The sequence below is a fragment of the Parapedobacter deserti genome (assembly GCF_042646065.1).
In the GTDB taxonomy this organism is placed as follows: Bacteria; Bacteroidota; Bacteroidia; order Sphingobacteriales; family Sphingobacteriaceae; genus Parapedobacter; species Parapedobacter deserti.
Genome location: NZ_JBHRTA010000038.1, coordinates 756,656 through 775,786, shown reverse-complemented (window position 1 = coordinate 775,786; position 19,131 = coordinate 756,656). Strand labels below are relative to the sequence as shown.

18 protein-coding genes are annotated in these 19,131 nt (G+C 51.2%); 5 read left to right on the top strand and 13 right to left on the bottom strand.

Going from position 1 to position 19,131, the window contains the following annotated elements; all coding sequences use genetic code 11:
* Positions 1-48 precede the first annotated feature (48 nt).
* Complete coding sequence (locus tag ACFOET_RS15875) at positions 49-975, top strand: isopenicillin N synthase family dioxygenase (protein WP_379024431.1); 927 nt, start codon at positions 49-51, stop codon at positions 973-975.
* Position 976: 1 nt separating this feature from the next.
* Here ACFOET_RS15875 and ACFOET_RS15870 read toward each other — a convergent pair whose 3' ends face one another.
* From ACFOET_RS15870 to ACFOET_RS15855, 4 genes are read right to left on the bottom strand one after another with little or no spacing between them, the layout of a single operon-like run.
* A complete protein-coding gene (locus ACFOET_RS15870; protein ID WP_379024429.1) occupies positions 977-1,666 on the bottom strand; it encodes a TIGR04283 family arsenosugar biosynthesis glycosyltransferase in 690 nt (229 codons plus the stop codon).
* A gap of 4 nt (positions 1,667-1,670) precedes the next feature.
* Positions 1,671-2,270, bottom strand: a complete 600-nt coding sequence (locus tag ACFOET_RS15865) for a TIGR04282 family arsenosugar biosynthesis glycosyltransferase (protein WP_379024427.1) — start codon at positions 2,268-2,270, stop codon at positions 1,671-1,673.
* Between the two features lie 28 nt (positions 2,271-2,298).
* A complete protein-coding gene (gene arsS / locus ACFOET_RS15860; protein ID WP_379024425.1) occupies positions 2,299-3,348 on the bottom strand; it encodes an arsenosugar biosynthesis radical SAM (seleno)protein ArsS in 1,050 nt (349 codons plus the stop codon).
* Positions 3,349-3,684 (bottom strand): arsenosugar biosynthesis-associated peroxidase-like protein, encoded by a 336-nt coding sequence (locus ACFOET_RS15855; protein ID WP_379024423.1) that lies wholly within the window; start codon positions 3,682-3,684, stop codon positions 3,349-3,351.
* Between the two features lie 138 nt (positions 3,685-3,822).
* Between ACFOET_RS15855 and ACFOET_RS15850 the strand changes: the two genes are divergently transcribed.
* Positions 3,823-5,325, top strand: coding sequence for a dihydrolipoyl dehydrogenase family protein (locus tag ACFOET_RS15850; protein ID WP_379024421.1), 1,503 nt, complete (start codon positions 3,823-3,825; stop codon positions 5,323-5,325).
* A gap of 10 nt (positions 5,326-5,335) precedes the next feature.
* Here ACFOET_RS15850 and ACFOET_RS15845 read toward each other — a convergent pair whose 3' ends face one another.
* A complete protein-coding gene (locus ACFOET_RS15845; protein WP_379024419.1) occupies positions 5,336-6,202 on the bottom strand; it encodes a sterol desaturase family protein in 867 nt (288 codons plus the stop codon).
* Entirely contained in the window at positions 6,193-6,549 is a 357-nt protein-coding gene (locus tag ACFOET_RS15840) for an MmcQ/YjbR family DNA-binding protein (RefSeq protein ID WP_379024417.1), read from the bottom strand. Before ACFOET_RS15840 ends, ACFOET_RS15845 begins: the two co-directional genes overlap by 10 nt.
* Before the next feature lie 259 nt (positions 6,550-6,808).
* Here ACFOET_RS15840 and dnaK point away from each other — a divergent pair, with 259 nt between their 5' ends.
* A complete protein-coding gene (dnaK, locus tag ACFOET_RS15835) occupies positions 6,809-8,740 on the top strand; it encodes a molecular chaperone DnaK (RefSeq protein WP_379024415.1) in 1,932 nt (643 codons plus the stop codon).
* A gap of 79 nt (positions 8,741-8,819) precedes the next feature.
* Here dnaK and ACFOET_RS15830 read toward each other — a convergent pair whose 3' ends face one another.
* Both ACFOET_RS15830 and ACFOET_RS15825 read right to left on the bottom strand, forming a co-directional pair.
* Complete coding sequence (locus tag ACFOET_RS15830; protein WP_379024413.1) at positions 8,820-9,731, bottom strand: nucleotidyltransferase family protein; 912 nt, start codon at positions 9,729-9,731, stop codon at positions 8,820-8,822.
* A gap of 71 nt (positions 9,732-9,802) precedes the next feature.
* Positions 9,803-11,347, bottom strand: a complete 1,545-nt coding sequence (locus tag ACFOET_RS15825; RefSeq protein WP_379024411.1) for a helicase HerA-like domain-containing protein — start codon at positions 11,345-11,347, stop codon at positions 9,803-9,805.
* Positions 11,348-11,530: 183 nt separating this feature from the next.
* On the opposite strand from ACFOET_RS15825, the gene ACFOET_RS15820 reads away from it, so the two are divergent.
* Both ACFOET_RS15820 and ACFOET_RS15815 read left to right on the top strand, forming a co-directional pair.
* Positions 11,531-12,349 (top strand): helix-turn-helix domain-containing protein, encoded by an 819-nt coding sequence (locus ACFOET_RS15820; protein ID WP_379024409.1) that lies wholly within the window; start codon positions 11,531-11,533, stop codon positions 12,347-12,349.
* Positions 12,350-12,441: 92 nt separating this feature from the next.
* Positions 12,442-14,901: a TonB-dependent receptor domain-containing protein gene (locus ACFOET_RS15815; RefSeq protein WP_379024407.1), complete on the top strand. Its 2,460-nt coding sequence runs from the start codon at positions 12,442-12,444 to the stop codon at positions 14,899-14,901.
* Positions 14,902-14,914: 13 nt separating this feature from the next.
* Here ACFOET_RS15815 and ACFOET_RS15810 read toward each other — a convergent pair whose 3' ends face one another.
* From ACFOET_RS15810 to ACFOET_RS15790, 5 genes are read right to left on the bottom strand one after another with little or no spacing between them, the layout of a single operon-like run.
* Positions 14,915-16,033 carry a glycoside hydrolase family 43 protein gene (locus ACFOET_RS15810; RefSeq protein ID WP_379024405.1) on the bottom strand — a complete coding sequence of 373 codons (1,119 nt, stop codon included), beginning with the start codon at positions 16,031-16,033 and terminating at the stop codon, positions 14,915-14,917.
* A complete protein-coding gene (locus ACFOET_RS15805; protein WP_379024403.1) occupies positions 16,034-16,879 on the bottom strand; it encodes an alpha/beta hydrolase in 846 nt (281 codons plus the stop codon). It abuts the gene before it with no gap.
* Between the two features lie 10 nt (positions 16,880-16,889).
* Complete coding sequence (locus ACFOET_RS15800; RefSeq protein ID WP_379024401.1) at positions 16,890-17,237, bottom strand: HepT-like ribonuclease domain-containing protein; 348 nt, start codon at positions 17,235-17,237, stop codon at positions 16,890-16,892.
* Complete coding sequence (locus tag ACFOET_RS15795) at positions 17,218-17,520, bottom strand: nucleotidyltransferase family protein (protein ID WP_379024399.1); 303 nt, start codon at positions 17,518-17,520, stop codon at positions 17,218-17,220. Before ACFOET_RS15795 ends, ACFOET_RS15800 begins: the two co-directional genes overlap by 20 nt.
* Before the next feature lie 41 nt (positions 17,521-17,561).
* Complete coding sequence (locus ACFOET_RS15790; protein ID WP_379024397.1) at positions 17,562-19,103, bottom strand: sulfatase; 1,542 nt, start codon at positions 19,101-19,103, stop codon at positions 17,562-17,564.
* Between the last annotated feature and the right edge of the window lie 28 nt (positions 19,104-19,131).

The following is a 19,131-nucleotide window of genomic DNA, read 5'->3' as shown; positions in this document are numbered from 1 at the left end:
CTTGAAAATTGGAAGAAACCCGTTATCTTTACCTCATAAAACTCCACTATGTCTACAATCACTATCCCACGGCTTGACTTACATGAATATACCAAAGGTTCTGCGGCGCAACGCCACCGATTCGCACAGGATATCGGCAAGGCGTTTAACGATATCGGCTTCATTACGGTTGCCAACCATGGCTTGGATCAGGAATTGATCAACGGCCTATACGAAGCCGTGCAAGCGTTTTTTGCCTTGCCTGAGCCTGTAAAACAGACATACGAAATTCCGGGTCTTGCCGGACAGCGGGGTTATACTTCCAGGGGCAAGGAAAAAGCCAAAGATGCCAACGTGCCCGACCTGAAAGAATTCTGGCAGCGTGGGCAGGATAACAATCCGGTTGTCGAAGAGCTCCCCCGTTTCGATCGCGTTACGGGCGAAGTAATCGAACGATTGGAAACCGCGGGACGTGAATTGCTCAAAGCGATAGCGGTGTACCTGGAACTGCCTGAAGATTATTTTGAGCCAAACGTCATCAAAGGGAACTCCATCTTACGGGCGATCCATTATTTCCCGGTCGAGGATCCAGCCCGGCTACCGGATGATGCGGTGCGGGCGGGTGCCCATGAAGACATTAACCTGATCACGCTGCTAATCGGTGCCAGTGCCGATGGCCTTGAGGTGCTTACCCGCGAAGGCACTTGGTATCCGGTGAAAGCACAGGGCGCTGACATCGTGGTCAACGTGGGCGATATGCTGCAACGGCTTACCAACAATAGGCTGAAATCGACAACCCACCGGGTGGTCAATCCGCCAAGGGAGCTCATGAAGACTTCCCGGTTTTCCGTTCCATTCTTCCTCCACCCAAAGCCAGACATGAGTCTGGCCGTTTTGGAGTCTTGTATCGATGCCGAACATCCGAAAGCTTATCCAGACATCACCGCCGGGGAATACCTTGATGAGCGGCTTAAAGAAATCGGGTTAAAGATGTAGTTCATAGCCGGCGGAGCATGTTCACCAACCGTTCCTGCGGTGCACCGAGGTAATACAGCATCCAGACAAGGTAAAAGACACCCTGTGTGCGGAATATTCCATGGGTAAGGTATTTCCGGGCTGATGTAATGACGCTATCTTCCAATACGCTGAATCGGCCGTACCGCTTGATGCGGTGGATGATTTCCTGATCTTCCATTACTAATAGATCCTCCCGGAAACCTCCGGATTTGCAGAACACAGCACGGGTGACAAACAGACTTTGGTCACCGAACCTGAACGCATTGATGTTGAACCGTGTAAACCAGCAATTGGCTTTCAAAAACCAATGATGGTAATCAAACGCCAAGCGGAAGCACCCACCCACGGTGCCATGGTCACATGCGGCTGTCAGCTGCACGTCAAATCCCAGCGGTGGAATGGTGTCTGCATGGAGAAAATACAGGATTTCGCCGGAAGCCACCGAGGCCCCCAGATTCATCTGGGTTGCCCTACCCTTGCGTTCGCTCCGTACACCGATGGCTCCATGTGCCCTTGCGACATCCAACGTGCCGTCTGTGCTACCGCCGTCGACAACGATGATTTCCAGTTGATGTTGCCCGCCTTTCGCCGCATGTATATTGCCGATGGTCGCAGCGATGGTAGCGGCTTCATTGTACACGGGGATAACGATGCTCACTATAGGCTCCATACCGTTACACTACTAGCAACTTCAGGTGCACCAAGTCTTTTTCTTCGTCGATATCGGGCAGAGACGGCAAGATAGCGTACCGGAGACCGAGCCTGTCGCAAATCACTGTTGTCGTTTCAAACACCCTTTCGGTACTCCATGCGATGCCGGTGAAAAGCTCCGGATGCGGCGCGTTCATGCCCAGCAAATAATAACCGCCGTCATCAGCGGGTCCGATCACCACGTCATGCCCTTCCAATTCGTCGAACGCCCTTTGGACAATGTGTTCACTCAACGCCGGACAATCAGTACCGATCAGGACGGTGTTGACATACCCTTTTTGAAAAACAGCCGCAAAAGCGTTCTGCATCCGTTCGCCCAGATCCGCGCCCAGCTGTACCTCCCTGGAAAACCGAGCGTCCCACAAGTCACCGGTCACCGCTTCCTCGGAATAAAAAATTAGTTTATCTGCCGCGCAATGCTGTACGACCCGGTTTGTATGGACAAGCAGCTGCTTATAGGTTTCATACGCCCTGTCGGCACCGATGGTGGCGGCAAGCCTTGTTTTCACCTGGCCATAAACCAGGTTCCTTGCGAAAATCACCAACGCATTGGGTTGTTTCATCGTGCTATTGTTCATCTCTTGGCTAGGATTATGCCAGTGCTCCGCCACAACTGGAGCCAGCGCCTGCCGTGCACCCATAGCAATGCTGGCCGGTGACGATCTCCCTGCTCTGCAACACGTCGATATCGAACTCACGGATATGCTTGCGGGTACAAGCTACCTGCAATTCCAGCATCTGGTTGAAATCGCAATCATATAGGTAGCCATCCCAACCCACGGAAATGGTATTACGGCACATGACGTTCTGCGCCGCAGCGGGGTTATACGCATTGACGAGTTTCTCCATGTAGCTTTCATAATTGCCGCTGATGAGCAGGTAGTCGAGGTAACGGCTTATCGGCAGATTCGTGATGACCAACAAATGGTTGAAGGTGACGCCAAACCGCTGTTGCAATACCGCTTTGTAGTCCCTTTCCAATACCGCCTGTGAAGGCGGCAGGAAAGCCCCGGCAGGATTGTATACCAGATCGAGGGTCAATCCGGTACCTGGCTTGCCATAACCTGCTTCATTCAGCAGTTGCAGTGCTTTGATACTGCTGTCAAACACGCCGCTGCCACGCTGCCTGTCCGTTCGATCCTGCGCATAAAAAGGCAATGAAGATACCACTTCAATGCCGTGCGCTCTGTAAAATTCGGGCAAATCATGGTATTTTCTGTTGGCCAGAATAATGGTAAGGTTGCAGCGCACGATAATACGCCGGTTCAGTTTGAAAATTTCCGACGCAAACCACCGAAATGCTGGATTCATTTCCGGTGCCCCGCCCGTGATGTCGACCGTTTGCAATTGCTCGTTTTGCTCCAGTACGGTTAAGCATTGCTGCATGGTCTCCCTTGTCATAATCTCCTTGCGATCGGGACCTGCATCTACATGGCAGTGCTTACACGTTTGGTTGCACATTTTGCCGATGTTTACCTGGAATGTGGATATTTCCGTGGGCTTAAGCGGATACAGACCGGATTGCCCCAACCGCTCGCGGAAGGCGGGCAATCCGAGATCGTCGGATGGTCCGTTTTCAATGATTCCGACCTGTGCATAGGCGTCCGAAAGTATGTGGTGCTGTGCTTTCAATGACTTCATCTACATCGCTATTTGGTTGACCTTTTCCATCATCTGCACACCATGCACCAGGGAAGCCCCGCCGCGGATGGCACTGGCCACATGCACGGCCTCCATCATCTGTGCCTCGTTCCACCCTTTTTCAAAGGCGTCGCTGCTGTATGCGTCGATGCAATATGGGCATTGCACAGCATGTGCCACGGCCAGCGCAATCAACGATTTCTCCTTCGCGGTCAATGCACTGTCTTTGAAAACTTCATTGTAATAATCAAAAAATTTTTCGCCGAGTTCTTTTTGAAAATCTGCTACCCTAGCAAATTTAGCCAGATCTTTTTTGTTGTAATAATGCTCACTCATGGTCCTTTGGCTATGTATTTTAAGTTAAAAAATCACGCTATTCCCTATCCCGGTGCTGTATCCGAGCAAAACTAATGATCGCAACCTGTTCCGGCCATACCGCAACAACATTATATAGTAAACTAATAAGTGGATTTAATGTTTATCTTGTTAGAATACCGGCAGGGAAACCGGGTCAGGCCGGCGTACCGCAACTCATACCACATGGATCAATATCAATATGACATCATCGTCATTGGCTGCGGATCGGGCGGACTAAGTATCGGGCTTTCCATGGGCACGATGGGCTTCAGGGTGCTGATGGTATCGCGCTCGGACCGTGATATAGGTGGCGAATGCTTGAACGATGGCTGCGTACCGAGCAAGTCGTTGATCTATGCCGCAAAATCAGCTCACCATGCAAAACAGGCGCAACAGTTCGGGCTGTCCTTAACAGGCAGCATTGATATCGAAAAAGTAACCGCTTACATTACAAATCGTCAGGAAAAAATCAGAACCCACGAGAATGCAGCATGGCTGCGGGAGCAGGGCATCGATGTAGCATTAGGCGAAGGTTTCTTTGTTGGGAAGCGGGAAATTGAAGTGAATGGCACCCGCTATACTGCAAAAAAAATCGTCATCGCAACGGGTTCATCGCCAACGAAACTACGGGTTCCCGGCGTTGAGAACGTAACATACTACGACAATGAAAACTTCTTCGAGTTGGCTACCCTCCCAAAAAGGCTGCTGGTCGTCGGCGCCGGCCCGATTGGCATGGAAATCAGCCAGGCCATGTGCCGGCTTGGCAGTGACGTAACGCTGGTCAGCCACGGTAAGCGTGCATTGCCCCACGACGACGAAAAGGTGACGGCCGTTTTAGTGAAACGATTGGAAAAAGAAGGGATAACATTTCACTTCGGAGCGGAAGTGAGCCATTTCATTTCGCCAAACGAGGCAGTTGTTGTCCGATCCAGCGGAAATGCACAGCACGTGCATTTCGATGCCGTGCTTGTCGCTGTGGGGCGGGAGATCAGGTTGGAATCGCTCCGGCTGAAGAACGCCGGCATCGCAGTAACAGATAATAAGATTAAAACGGATGCGTACCTGCGAACGACCAACAAACATGTTTTCGTGTGTGGGGATGTCGCAGGAAGTCTCCAATTTTCGCATGCAGCGGAATTTCATGCCCGTATCCTACTGAACAATTTCTTCTCTCCTTTTCGCAAAAAACTACGCAACGACCACTTTTCCTGGGTAACCTTTACCGACCCGGAGGTAGCCACCTTCGGACTTAATGAAGAGGCGCTGAACGCGCGCAACATCAGCTATACGAAGCTGGATCATAGGTTTAAAGACGATGACCGGGCGGTCACCGACGACTATCAATACGGCAGGCTGATCCTGTACTTGTCCAGCAAAAACCTAGTTGGAAAACAACGCATTTTAGGGGGCACCATGGTAGCGCCAAACGCGGGGGAACTGGTCCAGGAACTAATTCTGGCCAATAGTCAGGGGCTTTCGATCAATGCGATATTCAATAAAATCTATCCCTACCCAACTGCTTCGCGCATCAACCAAGCAGCAATCATCAAGTGGAAATCCGAAGGGCTGGGCCCGCTGGCAAAGCGTCTATTGCACATCGCCTACAAGGTTTTCAGCTGACGAAGGCCGTTTACCTATGCAGGCAGTCCCGTTGCTCGTTTCCTTCTTCAGATGGGTGCCTGCTTAAGCGCGTCAACCAAGGACGGATCTTAGTGAAAGGCAGTATCAACAGGTTTCCTATGGTCAATTCTTTTTCATCGCGATATGCCGGCACGCCCGTCACAATTTTATCCTGTGGAACGTTTAACCGGACGGTCCGGTGTAGCCGATCCCAGACCGAGAATATCACCGCGTAATTGCTGTCTGTCTCCCTTTTGATTATGGAATGATGAATGCCATGCATGCGCGGAGTGACAATGAATAAATTCAATAACCTTTCCATCCGGAAGGGCATTTTTATGTTGCTGTGATGAAACTGGGTAGCCGCCTCAAATACAATTTCATAGATAAGCACCATAAATGGAGAAGCTCCTATCAATACAATGGCCGCGCCGCGGAACAGCACCGAACCGATCATCTCACCAAAGTGAAAACGGAAGGCGGTGGTAATATCCAGATCGAGATCGGTGTGGTGCACCAAATGAAACCGCCACAGCACCGGCAGCCGGTGCAATAAAATATGCCAAAGGTAGTTGCTATAATCAAGCGATAAAAAGGCAACCATGGCGCTAACAACAGTCGGCAAATCAAGCATATAGTTCAGCCCAATTTGCCACGTCTGGTTTTTTATGGCCAGCCAGACCATTACAGGAATAAACAGCAAGCGGAGCAATAAAAAGGCAGGTATGGACAAGATGGAATTAATCACGATCCGCTTCCAACGGTTCTGTACCCTTCTGCGCAGTTGGAATTTGCTCTCAATCAAAAATAGTACAACAAAGACACCCGCCAAGATAGGGACGCCGAAACTATCAAAAACAGCTTTGATCACTTGCATAATTGCTCCCGCACTTTCCGCGGCAAACCAGCCACGACGAGCTCATAGCTGTGATCAACAAGATGAAGCAGCATTTCATCCGTTAGTTCACCGTTGCAAACCACTTCATTCCAATGGCGCTTATTCATATGGTAGGCACCCTTCACGGTATGCGGATGCCGCTCACGCAGCTCCAGCGCATATGCAGGATCACATTTTACGCTGAATGAAAGCGGCTGGCTGTCAAGCCCGGTCAGCAGGAATAGTTTATCAGCCACTTTGAAGACCAATGTATCCGGCCCGAAAGGGCAGCTCTCGGTGGTGCCAGGTTTGGAAAGGCAGTAATCGCGCAATTGTTCGATGTGCATAGCTACGCAAAAATACAATTTTCATTTGTACCACCACACCTCCGTCACTTATTCACTACTCCTGAATTACCCAGCCACTTCCGCGCACGGCTACATTTTTCACGAGCAATAAATGACACATTGTCATGTATGCGTCATGAGCCAATGACGCTTTCGCGGCTGACAGGCTCTAATTGGCGGTGACCGGCCAATTGGCACAGGCCTTGTTACAATGGAATGAAGGAATTGGAATATTTACGTAGAACAAGGAAATATAGATATGGCAAAAATTATTGGAATCGACTTAGGAACTACCAACTCTTGCGTAGCTGTGATGGAGGGTAATGAGCCGGTAGTCATCACCAACAACGAAGGGAAGCGAACGACCCCCTCGATTGTGGCATTTGTTGAAAATGGCGAACGCAAAGTAGGTGACCCTGCGAAGCGCCAAGCCATCACTAACCCGAAGAAAACCGTCTACTCCATCAAGCGGTTTATGGGCACCAACTACGATGAGGCCCTCAGAGAGGTGCAACGTGTGCCTTATGCCGTGGTAAAGGGAGATAATAATACGCCGCGTGTAGAGATTGATGACCGCAAATATACGCCTCAGGAAATTTCGGCGATGATCTTACAGAAAATGAAAAAGACCGCTGAAGATTTTCTCGGCCAGGAAGTGACCGAAGCTGTAATTACGGTACCGGCTTACTTTAATGACGCGCAGCGCCAGGCCACGAAAGAAGCGGGCGAAATTGCAGGGTTGAACGTGAAGCGCATTATCAACGAACCGACAGCCGCCGCTTTGGCCTACGGTTTAGACAAGTCCAGCAAGGATATGAAAATCGCCGTATTCGATTGTGGCGGTGGTACGCATGACGTATCTATACTGGAATTGGGCGATGGTGTATTTGAAGTAAAATCAACCGATGGTGACACTCACCTTGGTGGTGACGACTTCGATCAGGTGATCATCGATTGGCTGAATGAGGAGTTCAAAAACGAGAATAACGGCTTCGACCTAAGCAAGGACCCGATGGCGTTGCAACGGTTGAAAGAGGCTGCTGAAAAGGCTAAAATCGAGCTATCCAGCTCTTCGTCGACCGAAATTAACCTGCCTTATATTACAGCCGATCAAACCGGTCCAAAGCATTTGGTGCGTACGTTGAGCCGCGCTAAATTCGAGCAATTGGCAGATAATTTAATTAAGCGGACCATCGAGCCCTGTAAATCCGCATTGAAAAATGCTGGTTATTCGGCCTCTGACATTGATGAAATCATTCTGGTGGGTGGTTCTACCCGTATCCCGGCAGTTCAGGAAGCGGTGAAGAAGTTCTTTGGAAAAGAACCTTCCAAAGGTGTAAATCCAGATGAAGTAGTTGCTTTGGGTGCTGCTATTCAAGGCGGTGTATTGACCGGTGAAGTGAAAGATGTATTGCTGCTCGACGTAACCCCGCTGTCTTTGGGTATCGAAACTATGGGCGGCGTGATGACTAAACTCATCGAGGCGAATACGACTATCCCGACCAAGAAATCAGAGGTATTCTCGACCGCTTCGGACAACCAGCCTTCCGTAGAGATACACATCTTGCAGGGCGAACGGCCAATGGCTTCCCAAAACCGCACAATCGGGCGGTTCCACCTGGACGGGATTCCGCCTGCACCTCGCGGCGTACCGCAAATCGAAGTAGCCTTCGATATCGATGCCAACGGCATATTGCACGTATCGGCGAAAGACAAGGCAACCGGCAAGGAACAGAAAATCCGCATCGAAGCATCTTCTGGCCTTACGGAGGACGAAATCAAGAAGATGAAGCAGGAAGCGGAAGCCAACGCTGAATCTGATCGAAAGGCCAAAGAGGAGATAGATAAGCTAAATGCTGCGGACGCACTGATTTTCTCGACCGAGAAGCAGTTGAATGAATATGGCGATAAGATCGGCGCTGATAAAAAAGCACCTATTGAAGACGGCTTGAAGAAACTGAAGGACGCTTATGCCGCCAAAGATTTTGCTGCCATCGATGCGGCACAGGCTGAGCTGCAGAACGCTTGGAACGCTGCTTCAGAAGACATGTACAAAGCATCACAGGAAGCCGCTGCAAACGAACAGCCAGGCGGCGGTGCAGGTGCCGGATCATCATCAACCAGCAATTCCGCCGGCGACGATGTAACTGACGTGGAATATGAAGAAGTGAAGGACAACGATAAGAAGTAAATACGGAGTCCATTGTCAATAAAAAAACCTCGCAGGATAACTCCTGCGAGGTTTTTTGTTTCCATTCGCGCCTGATCGATTAAAACAATTGTTCGGGATATGTTCCGCCCTTTACCAGTTGCGCAATATTTTCCTGTACGATGGGTTTATCATCTGGATAGGTAACCCCAAACCATTTCTGTGATGTGGGTATAACCTTAAAGGTGGCTTTACCTTCTTTAATTAACTCATCCGCAACCTTGGGAATCAAGAATTCGGATTTCGGATTATCTTCATTAGCTGGCACAAATGCTTTGAACAATGTTTCGCTCACCTCAAAGATTGCCGGAGTGAATCCCCAAAAATTCATGGATACCCGGCTGCTTTTGGGCAATTCAGTTTCTATCCCATCTTCTTCAAAAAAGATCCGCTTTTCACCATCCACCTCTTTAAAATAAACCTTGAGCCGTTCATTGATTTCTGTCATGTTTCCTTCATCGTCCACCTTGCACACACCACGGGATACCGAACCATATTCCGAAAGGGTTTTGTCAATTTGATACCCCATCAGGGAAAAATTGTTGTCCGTAACTTCGCTCGTTAGGAACTTAGCCATTTTCTCGAACGCCTCGAAGCCGTAAAAATCGTCGGCATTGATGACACAGAATGGTTCGTTGATCTGGTTACGAGCGGACAACACCGCATGAGCCGTACCCCACGGTTTAGACCGCTCAATTTGTTTCGTTATACCAAATGATGTCAGGTCGTAGCTTTGATATACATAGTCCGTCTCGATTTTTCCCGCCAACTTGGGTTCGAAAATCCCCTTAAACTTATCCGCAAATTCCTCACGGATAATGAAGCACACCTTTCCGAATCCAGCGCGTATAGCATCGTAGATTGAATAGTCAATGATGGTTTCGCCATTGGGCCCAAAGGGATCTATCTGTTTCATACTTCCATAGCGGCTGGCCATTCCGGCCGCAAGAATCAACAAAGTGGGTTTACTCATAACTAAAAATTATGGTTACTGAAAATTAACGTTCTATATACTACGTCCAAATATACAACTTCTATGTTATCTCAACGTTTCTTTCGAAACATAGCCGTCAATAGACCGTTGGCAAGTCTGGCCAGCAGCTTAGTGCCTTCCCGCGCCAAGGTTGTGGTTGCCGCCCGCTGCGCAGCCTCCAGTGGTGTCTGCCGGGTGCTTCTCCGCCCAGACGCGTTCGTCGGTTGCTTGGCCGCTTCTGCCTTGGCGGTTTTCGCGGCATGCTCCCGCAACCGTTCTTCCAATATTTCGGACGCACTCCGTCTATTCACCACCTGATGGTACTTGGCATAAAAGGGTGAAGCGCCGACCAGCTGCCGATAAGTGCGCTCATCCGCAGGCCCCATCAACGCGCGTGGCGGTATCAGGTGAGTGGCTGCCACTTCCGTGGGAATTCCCTTGTCATTGAGGACGGTTATCAATGCCTGCCCGGTGCCCAACGAGGTCAGTATCCGGTCGATTTCATAAAACTCCGAACGCGGGTATGTTTTGACGGTTTTTCGCAGCGCCTCGGCATCATTGGGCGTGAACGCCCGCAGCGCATGCTGCACGCGATTCCCCAATTGACCAAGCACGCTTTCCGGAATATCCGTGGGCGACTGGGTACAAAAGAACACCCCTACCCCTTTAGAGCGGATCAGCCGCACAATCTGCTCAACCTGCATAAGGAACGCCTTAGGGGCGCCTTTGAACAGCAGGTGCGCTTCTTCGAAAAAGAACACCAACTTGGGCTTATCCAGATCGCCAACCTCCGGAAGGTTTTTAAAAAGCTGTGCCAAAAGGCTCAATAAGAACGTGGAGAACAGTACCGGTTGGTCCTGTATGTCTGATATATTCAACAAGCTAATCACCCCTTTGCCGTCAACACGCTCAAACAGGTCGTTAATATCGAATTCCTTCTCTCCGAAAATGCCCGACACCCCTTGCTGTTCCAGCGCGACCAGCTTGCGTAGCATGGTGCCGGACGTGCTGCCGCTGATGCGGCCATAGCTATCCTTTATTTCTTCCGCACCCGGCCCATCGGCAAGGTAAGTGAGCAGTTTTTTCAAATCAGCGAAGTCGATCAACGGCAGCCGGTTGTCTTCGGCATACTTAAACACAGCAGCCAACACACCGGTTTGAGTATCATTAAGCTCCAGGATCCGGGCCAACATCACCGGACCGAAATCCCCTACTGTCAGCCGCATGGGATTGCCGACCTTGCCTGACAATGAATACAGTTCCACAGGAAAACCAGACGGCACGAACGGCCATTCCAGCGCCTCTCCGCGTTCCACCAAAGCAGGACTGAGTTCACCCGGCTGGCTCAAGCCGGAAAGATCGCCTTTCACGTCGAGTAAGAACACGGGCACACCGGCATCAGCAAGCTGTTCGGCCATCAGCTGCAATGTACGGGTCTTCCCCGTACCTGTAGCCCCCGCGATCAAGCCATGGCGGTTCATCATCCGCAGTGGCAGGTTGATCTTCGCGCCGGTCACCACTTCACCATGGAGCAATCCTGCCCCCAAAAAAATAAAAGCCCCCTTTGGGTTATAGGACGCTGATATACGTTCGATAAACTTGGCTTGATTCCCCATAAAACATGCAACAAAAACTATTGGCGAAAGCTACGTACTTCTTAGGGGAATTGCAAATCGATGCCATCAGAAGCAGCTGGTATCTTGTAAATCGAAAACGAACGACATAGGCACTAAAATACGGCGGGAAAATCGGATATTTGCTAACCTTGCGCGATGAAGTGTATAATTTTCGGTTGACCAATGCTTGCGACTAAAAACAAGATAGCTCATCATCAATTTATTAAAATTTCGGAGTTTCGGAGGGACATCCGCCGGACCGCTCCGCACAGGCATAACAGTTACATCGAGTTCATATTCCTGTCAAAAGGGAGCGGCTTTCATACCATCGATGGAAAGCCCTACAACGTTTCGCCCCCACTTTTGTTCACTGTCCGCAAGGAACAGGTTCACCATTGGGAAATAACGGATGAGCCTGAGGGATACGTATTAATCATCAAGAGACAGTACGTAGCGGCTAGTCTTGACAAAGCCCTCGGCGATCTCCTTTCGAAAGTTAGTGCGCACACGTGCGTTCACATCACCGCTCCAGAGCCCCTCACCGCGCTTTTCAAACTTCTGCTCGACGAGTGGCAAAGTGAAAAAGCCGGTTCATACAGTCAAGATGTGGTAGACGGCCTCATGAAAGCGTTGCTGGCTAAAGTACTTCAGCTAGCTCAGCCGAAAAAGCCGCAGCACGTGGGCGCCTCCGACATATTTCAGCGGTTCGAGGCGCTATTGAGGGATACCAGCACCTTGCAGAACAACGTGGCCCACTACGCCGAATTACTGAACACAAGTCCACAAAACCTGAATGCTGTGTGCCGCAAAGCTGTCGGGGAATCTGCCGCATCCGTCGTGGCACGGCACCTGCTAAGTGAGGCAAAACGCCTGCTGCTATACACCGACATGGGCGTCGGAGAAATTGCCACCCGGCTCGACTTCAGCGACAACTCGCATTTCACCAAGTATTTCAAGCGACACACCGGAACCACGCCAAACGTTTTCCGCCAACACACCTAATACCTTAGCTGCAGATTATACCATACTATTTTCAAATCGACCGCAAATTAGTGGTAGCTTCCCTTACCTTTGCCGCGAAAACATAATAGATAATGAACAATTCATACCTACTGGGCCTTTGTTTCTTTTTCCTGACCGCCTCGACACACCTCGTTGCGCAAACAGCTTCGATCACCGGGGTCTCATTTGATAAAGCGGCAGCGCATCCGCTTGCCTTCGTCAGCGTTTCGCTCCACCAGGCCACCGACTCTACGCTCGTCAATGGGCAGCTTTCCGATACGACGGGCACCTTCAAGTTCGACAAGCTGAAGCGGGGAAGCTACTTCATCCGCTTGCAGTTCCTGGGTTACGAACCGGCCGAATCATCCCATATCACACTAACCGCCAACCAGCACATCGATCTGGGCCGGATCGAACTGGCCGTCAATCCGCAGTTTTTAAGCGAAGTGCAGGTAACCGGGCGGCAGCTGCAACACATCAACCAAATCGATAAGCAGGTCTACAAAGCCGAACAATTCGAGTCGGCCAAAGGCGGTACGGCCATCGATGTGATTCGCAATATGCCCTCCGTCTCTGTGGACGGCCAGGGGCAGATCACCATGCGCGGGGCACAGGGATTTCTCGTGCTCATCAACGGTAAACCCGTGCAAACCGATGCCGCCACCATATTGAGCCAGTTGCCGGCCAACCAAATCGAAAACATCGAATTGATAACGTCCCCCTCGGCAAAGTATGATCCTGATGGCAGGGGTGGTATCATCAACGTGACGACAAAAAGGGGAGCTGATGACGGGTTCGCGCTGATTGCCAACCTCCAGGGCGGCCTTCCGTCAATTGAAGACTACGGCAACCCTCAGCGCCAGCAACGCTATGGCGCAGACGTGACGGTCAATTACCGCAAGGATAAATGGGACATCTCGGCCAGCGCTAATTACCTGCGCAACGACAACGCCGGGTTGCGCGATGGGGACGTCTACACCATAATCGGTAACCGGCGGACCTCCTTTCCCTCACACGGTGAACGGAGCTTCGACAAGTACAATTACGGCGGGCGGTTTAATGTCAGCTACACCCCCAACGAGCGCAACCAGCTTTCCGCAGGCTTTTTTGCCGGCCACAAATTCCAGGACCGGATAGCCGACATCCACTACGATAATGTAACCACAGACCTCAACACCGGCGCCGTCCTTGGCCGCAGCCGTTATTTCAACGCCAACCTGCAGAATAAACAGGGCGACTTTGTGCTGGGCAATATTGACTATACGCATACGTTTACGGGCGGGGCGTCGCTGGCATTCTCTGCCTTGTATGAACGCGCTGATCTGTACGGATCTACCTTCAATGGAAATATCGAAGGGGCCGACACGGTGCAAAATACGATAAGTACTTATCAGAATCCCCTGAACGGGTTTCGCGGAAAAGTCGACTTCACCGCTCCGGCAGGAAACGGGATCTGGGAAAGCGGCTATCAGTACAGGCGCGATGCGCAGGACGGACGCTTCATCTACCGGGCAAAAGAGATCGGCGACCCCGATTTCGCCATCATGCCGGAGTTTACGGGCGACGTCGAAGCCATCAACCAGATCCATTCCATCTATACCCAGTACTCAGGTAAAACCGAGAAACTGGAGTACATGGGCGGATTGCGCTACGAGTATGCCTACCGGGATCTGCAGGTCCGCTCGCTGGATGATGACAATTACACGCTGGAGCTGCACAACCTGTTTCCCTCGGCAAGCGCCTTGTACAGCATCGACGACCGGTGGAAAGCGAAAGCGGGCATCAGCCGACGCGTGCAGCGAACCAGCAATTTCGAGCTGAATCCCATTCCCGAGCGCGAACACTCGGAAACCTTGGAGCAAGGCGACGCAAACCTGCTGCCTGAGTTTATATATTTAGCGGAAATGGGCATTATACGGAACTTCAAACAGGGCTCTTTTTTCACCACCGCCTATTATCAGGACATCAAAAACCCCATCCAGCGGGTAAACAGTGTCTTTGCAGACACCATCCTGAACCGTGTATTTACCAACGCAGACCGCGCTACGCGTACCGGAATTGAACTGGGCGCCAATTACACTCCGGTAAAATGGGCCCAGCTTTACCTCGGCGCTAATGTGTTCCGGAGCACCACACGGGGAGTCGTACTGGACTACGCCGAGCCGCGGGAAAACCGCGCATGGGCATATTCGGTAAACGGCAACGCCAACGTACAGTTGACGCAGCAATTCAGCATCCAGGGCAACGTGAATTACCTGTCGGCGAGGCCGACGGTGCAAGGAGAGGATTCCCGTTTCCTTTCACCCAACCTTTCACTGAAACACACGTTCATGGATGGCGCACTGACCGCGCTCGTGCAATGGCAAAACATCGGGATGGGTATCCTGCCGAGCAATGAACAACGGATTACGACATGGGCACCCGATTTCTACACGACCACCAACTACATTTATGAGGTGGATGTGATTATGCTTAACCTGTCGTTTAACCTGAATAAGCTGACCCGCCAACTCAGGCTTCCGGGAAGCGAGTTCGGGGAAAAAGAGTTCTGATCCGGCGGGCCGTTTACTGAGACCGTGTTGTCGGTCCCTGCACCGTCAGCAGGCCATTGTCATCGATTTTCATTTCATCGATGAATACCACACGCTCATCGCCGGTCTGCCTGGTGCGGCCATGATAGACACACAGCATGCGACCGTCTGGCAGGAACACCACGCTGTTGTGGCCGGTACCCGTCACCTGTCCGCCCGTTGCCGTGTTCTTTTCCAGCACCGGGTTGTTGGTCGCCTTGGTGTATGGCCCGAAGGGATGTTTAGCCGTTGCATAGCCCACCGCATAGTTTTCTCCGGCAAAATGATTGGCCGAGTACATCATGTAGTACGTATCGCCATGTTTGAACGTAAAGGAGCCCTCTGTCCAGCGGCGATTCACTTCACGGCTGGTTACCGAACGGCTCTCCCATTCAGCCTGGGCATCGTTCATGCTAACGGGCGGGCGCAAAAGCAACACCGGTTCGCCAATGACGCCCGAAAAGTCCGGTTTCAGTTCTATGCCATACACCCAGCTCTCTTCGATCTCGTCAAACCAGCCCTTCCGCTTTGCCCAGTCGGCCACCTCGCTCTGCACCGGATGCTTATAACAGCAACGGGAGTAATACAGGTATATCCGGCCATCGTCCGCGAAATAAACGTTGGCATCGATGATGGGATAGCCGGGATCAAAAACCGGACGGTTTTGCAGATCAACAAAGGGTCCGGTGGGTTTGTCGGCCACGGCAACGCCGATACGGAAATTTTCCAGCTCCTTGCCGGGGTTGTCTTTCCACTGCGCGCTGTAGAACAGGTAAAATTTGCCTTTATGCGCATATACCTCCGGTGCCCAGTATGCGCCGCCCCATGCCGCGGTTGAGTCACTCCAGCCATTTTCGTTACCGGCATGGTAGACCTGGCCTTCGTTCCGCCAATTTACCAGGTCGTCTGAGGAATAGGCCGCAAACCCGTTCTTGGCTCCTCCCCCCGTGCCGTACATATAGTAGCGCGCGGTCGCATCGTCATAGATGATATACGGATCGCCGAAAACAACATCGAGCGGATTATGGGAAGAAGACGGCACCTCCTGGGCATTGCCGAGATACGGCAGGACTAAGAACAGCGCAGCGGCAATAACTTTACGGGTCAATTTCATCTATTTATCTTTTCTTGTCAATTCGTTTACATGGCGGAGCAGGATATGAAACCCCGGTGCAGCCATGGCACCATGGTCAAAACCATCCAGCTCATAGAGGTATACCTGCTGGTGGCCCACCACTTTCATCATGCGGTAGAAATATGCGGTTTCCTCATACCTGCCCAACAGCTCCAGCTCGCGGTCTCCCGACACCAGCACCAGCGGCGGCGCATCGCTGCGCACGTGGTACAGCGGCGCAAACTCATCGATGATGGGCTGTTTATCGCTTATGCCCCGCTCCGCGCGGATGGTCATGTGGGTAACGGCATGTCCGCTGAAGTCGATAATCCCCGCAAGCCTGTCGGCATCTTCACCGTACTGTTGCAACCACGACTTATCCAGCCCCACCATCGCCGCGAGGTAACCGCCAGCGGAATGGCCGGAGATGAAAATCTTGCCGGGATCTCCCCCGTATTCATCAATGTGCTTGAACACCCATGCGATGGCCGCGGCGGCATCGTCGATATACGCAGGGTTCTTCACTTTCGGGCTCAGCCGGTAATTGACCGCCACGACGGCGAGCCCTTTCTCTTTCAGCTCATTGGGAATGAATTTTTCGCCGCCCGTGATCCCGCCGCCATGGAACCAGACCACGGTAGGGAAGCCCGTTGCATCTTCGGGGTAGTAAATGTCCAATATGCACCGTTCACGGATGTACGTATCATCGGAGGCCCCCGACCGGTAATTGATGTTCTCTTCGGTCCGGTACGTTTCCCGAGCTGTCGCCGGACCGATCAGGCAGGCTGTAAACAAGCCTATGAATAATGCAAAGAAGTTTCGTTGAGCGGTAAGTATAAAAATCATCGATTCGAGGTTAGTCAAGACTACTTACAATAGATTTAATTTGCTCTTCAAGATCTGGCAAATCATATTTGGCGATTTCCCATACCAAATGAAAATTTACGCCAAAGTATTCGTGTACTGAAATATTCCGGAATCCTCTGATTGGACCCCACGGAACTTCGGGATGCTCAGCTTTCAGCTTCTCGGTTAACGCGTTGCACGCCTCTCCAATTATCTCAATTTGCTTCACGGTAGCAAATCGCTTTTCAGAGTTTGCGACGTAGGACTCGTAAGTCACTCCGTCGAGATACATTTCTATTTCAGCGATGGCATCCAAAATATGTTGCAACCGAATACGATCACCCAACCGGTTTTTCATAAATAAGCACCTTATCTCTCTCAATGAAAGGCTTTACATATGGAGAAAGACTTTCTTCACTCACCAAATCGACGTCTCTGCGTAACAGTGCCGACAATTCATCTTTAAAAGCAAAAAAGCGAAGTCCAATAGGTTGGTCATGATCCAACTCCACCAGTATGTCGATGTCGCTATCAGCGTCAGCTTCATTACGAGCAAAGGATCCGAAAAGGTAAGCCTTATTCACGGGCAAACCTATAAAGTACTGTGTAATCGCTTGTATTTCCTTCTTGCTCAATTTCATCGTCACTACAAAGATAAGATTCGGATAGCGAAATATCAAAATTACTCCCTGCGCGGACTTTGCGGACGCGAGGGCATCGGCGCGGGGTGCTGTGCCAATATGTCTTGAAGCGCCTTCCGTACTTCCGGTTGTTCCTCCGCGATATTTTTCACCTCCATTAGCCCATTCTCGTAGTCATACAACTCATACGTTGCCGTTTCGGCGGTGTCACCGATTTTCTTCCATTCCACCAGCCGGTAGCGATCGGTGCGGATGGCCCTTCCAAGGTGGCCGCCCCGCGGGAAGCAATGGTAGGCGTGATCCCGTATCCGGGTCTCTGGATTGCTCAGCACAGGCACCAAGCTCAGGCCGTCAAACGGCTGCTGCACATCCGGTATGGGCAACCCGGCGAGTTCAACCAATGTGGGGTAGATATCAACTGTTTCGGTCAGCTGATCCGTATGCGAGCCTGCGCGGGCGACGCCCGGTGCAGCAATAATCAGCGGGATGCGGTTTGCCAGTTCATAGTTGACATGTTTGGTCCACATACCCATATCGCCGAGCATGTAACCATGGTCACCCCAGAGCACCACGATCGTATTATCATCGAGGCCAAGCGCAGCCAATTCGTCCAACACTTTCCCAATCTGGGTATCCACATAGCTCGCCCCTGCGTAATACCCATGTATCAATTTGCGGGTAAGGCTATCTGGGAACGGCTCCGCGGTAACCGTTGTGGGAATCGGGATATACTGATCGATTTCATCGCCATATTTCACAGCATATGGGGGGGCGCCCTCCGGCCGGATGGTGTATTGAGGCAAGGGAAGCGCTTCTTCATCATACATATCCCAATATTTCTTCGGCACAGAGAACGGTAAGTGCGGCCGGGCAAATCCTACAGCAAGGAAAAATGGCTGGTCGGGCTGCGACTGAAAGTTTCGCAGCCGCTCAACCGCCCGTTGTGCCACACGGCCATCGGCATAAGCATCGTCCTCGACGTCTGGCGCTTCCCAAGCCCATCCACGGGGTAATCCGCGTGCAGGCTGATTCGAAAACAGCGCCTCTTCGCGGGTAAAGCCTTCTTTTTTGCTTTCCGGATCTACGTATTCAATCACCAAGTCTTTGTAATGAGGCACGCTCCAAGAGGCTTCATCGGCATACGTGTTGTGACCAATGTGATACACCTTGCCCATGGATTCTGTGTGGTAGCCATGCTGCTTGAAATATTGGGGCAACGTCACGGCATCGGGATAATAGTCGCGAAAATTTTGCCCGAAACCATAAATTCCCGATGAAGTTGACCTGCTGCCCAACAGTAGATTAAACCGCGATGGTGCACAGACAGCTTGATTGGAATAAGCTTGTTCAAACCGAAATCCGTTCGCAGCCAACTTATCCATATTTGGGGTGATGGCTAGACGGTCTCCATACGCACCAATCGCGGGGCGCAGGTCGTCTACCAAGATTAGCAATACATTCGGCTTATCCGGCTTGCTTGCCGTGGTGCAGGAAGTACCGGCCAAAAGCGCGATGGTAACCGCACATAGTGCGATTACCTTTTTATATCCTGCCGTCCTCCTTTTAATGTTCAATACTGTCATTGTTTTCATATCCAAATATATCAACGCT

Coding starts and splice junctions, on each gene's coding strand:
- ACFOET_RS15875 (WP_379024431.1), top strand. CDS start 49: ATGTCTACAATCACTATCCCACGGCTTGACTTACATGAATATACCAAA.
- ACFOET_RS15850 (WP_379024421.1), top strand. CDS start 3,823: ATGTTTATCTTGTTAGAATACCGGCAGGGAAACCGGGTCAGGCCGGCG.
- ACFOET_RS15820 (WP_379024409.1), top strand. CDS start 11,531: ATGCTTGCGACTAAAAACAAGATAGCTCATCATCAATTTATTAAAATT.
- ACFOET_RS15815 (WP_379024407.1), top strand. CDS start 12,442: ATGAACAATTCATACCTACTGGGCCTTTGTTTCTTTTTCCTGACCGCC.
- ACFOET_RS15845 (WP_379024419.1), bottom strand. CDS start 6,202: ATGCAAGTGATCAAAGCTGTTTTTGATAGTTTCGGCGTCCCTATCTTG.
- ACFOET_RS15865 (WP_379024427.1), bottom strand. CDS start 2,270: ATGAAACAACCCAATGCGTTGGTGATTTTCGCAAGGAACCTGGTTTAT.
- dnaK (WP_379024415.1), top strand. CDS start 6,809: ATGGCAAAAATTATTGGAATCGACTTAGGAACTACCAACTCTTGCGTA.
- ACFOET_RS15810 (WP_379024405.1), bottom strand. CDS start 16,033: ATGAAATTGACCCGTAAAGTTATTGCCGCTGCGCTGTTCTTAGTCCTG.
- ACFOET_RS15805 (WP_379024403.1), bottom strand. CDS start 16,879: ATGATTTTTATACTTACCGCTCAACGAAACTTCTTTGCATTATTCATA.
- ACFOET_RS15790 (WP_379024397.1), bottom strand. CDS start 19,103: ATGACAGTATTGAACATTAAAAGGAGGACGGCAGGATATAAAAAGGTA.
- ACFOET_RS15840 (WP_379024417.1), bottom strand. CDS start 6,549: ATGCACATCGAACAATTGCGCGATTACTGCCTTTCCAAACCTGGCACC.
- ACFOET_RS15855 (WP_379024423.1), bottom strand. CDS start 3,684: ATGAGTGAGCATTATTACAACAAAAAAGATCTGGCTAAATTTGCTAGG.
- ACFOET_RS15800 (WP_379024401.1), bottom strand. CDS start 17,237: ATGAAAAACCGGTTGGGTGATCGTATTCGGTTGCAACATATTTTGGAT.
- ACFOET_RS15830 (WP_379024413.1), bottom strand. CDS start 9,731: ATGAGTAAACCCACTTTGTTGATTCTTGCGGCCGGAATGGCCAGCCGC.
- ACFOET_RS15870 (WP_379024429.1), bottom strand. CDS start 1,666: ATGGAGCCTATAGTGAGCATCGTTATCCCCGTGTACAATGAAGCCGCT.
- arsS (WP_379024425.1), bottom strand. CDS start 3,348: ATGAAGTCATTGAAAGCACAGCACCACATACTTTCGGACGCCTATGCA.
- ACFOET_RS15825 (WP_379024411.1), bottom strand. CDS start 11,347: ATGGGGAATCAAGCCAAGTTTATCGAACGTATATCAGCGTCCTATAAC.
- ACFOET_RS15795 (WP_379024399.1), bottom strand. CDS start 17,520: ATGAAATTGAGCAAGAAGGAAATACAAGCGATTACACAGTACTTTATA.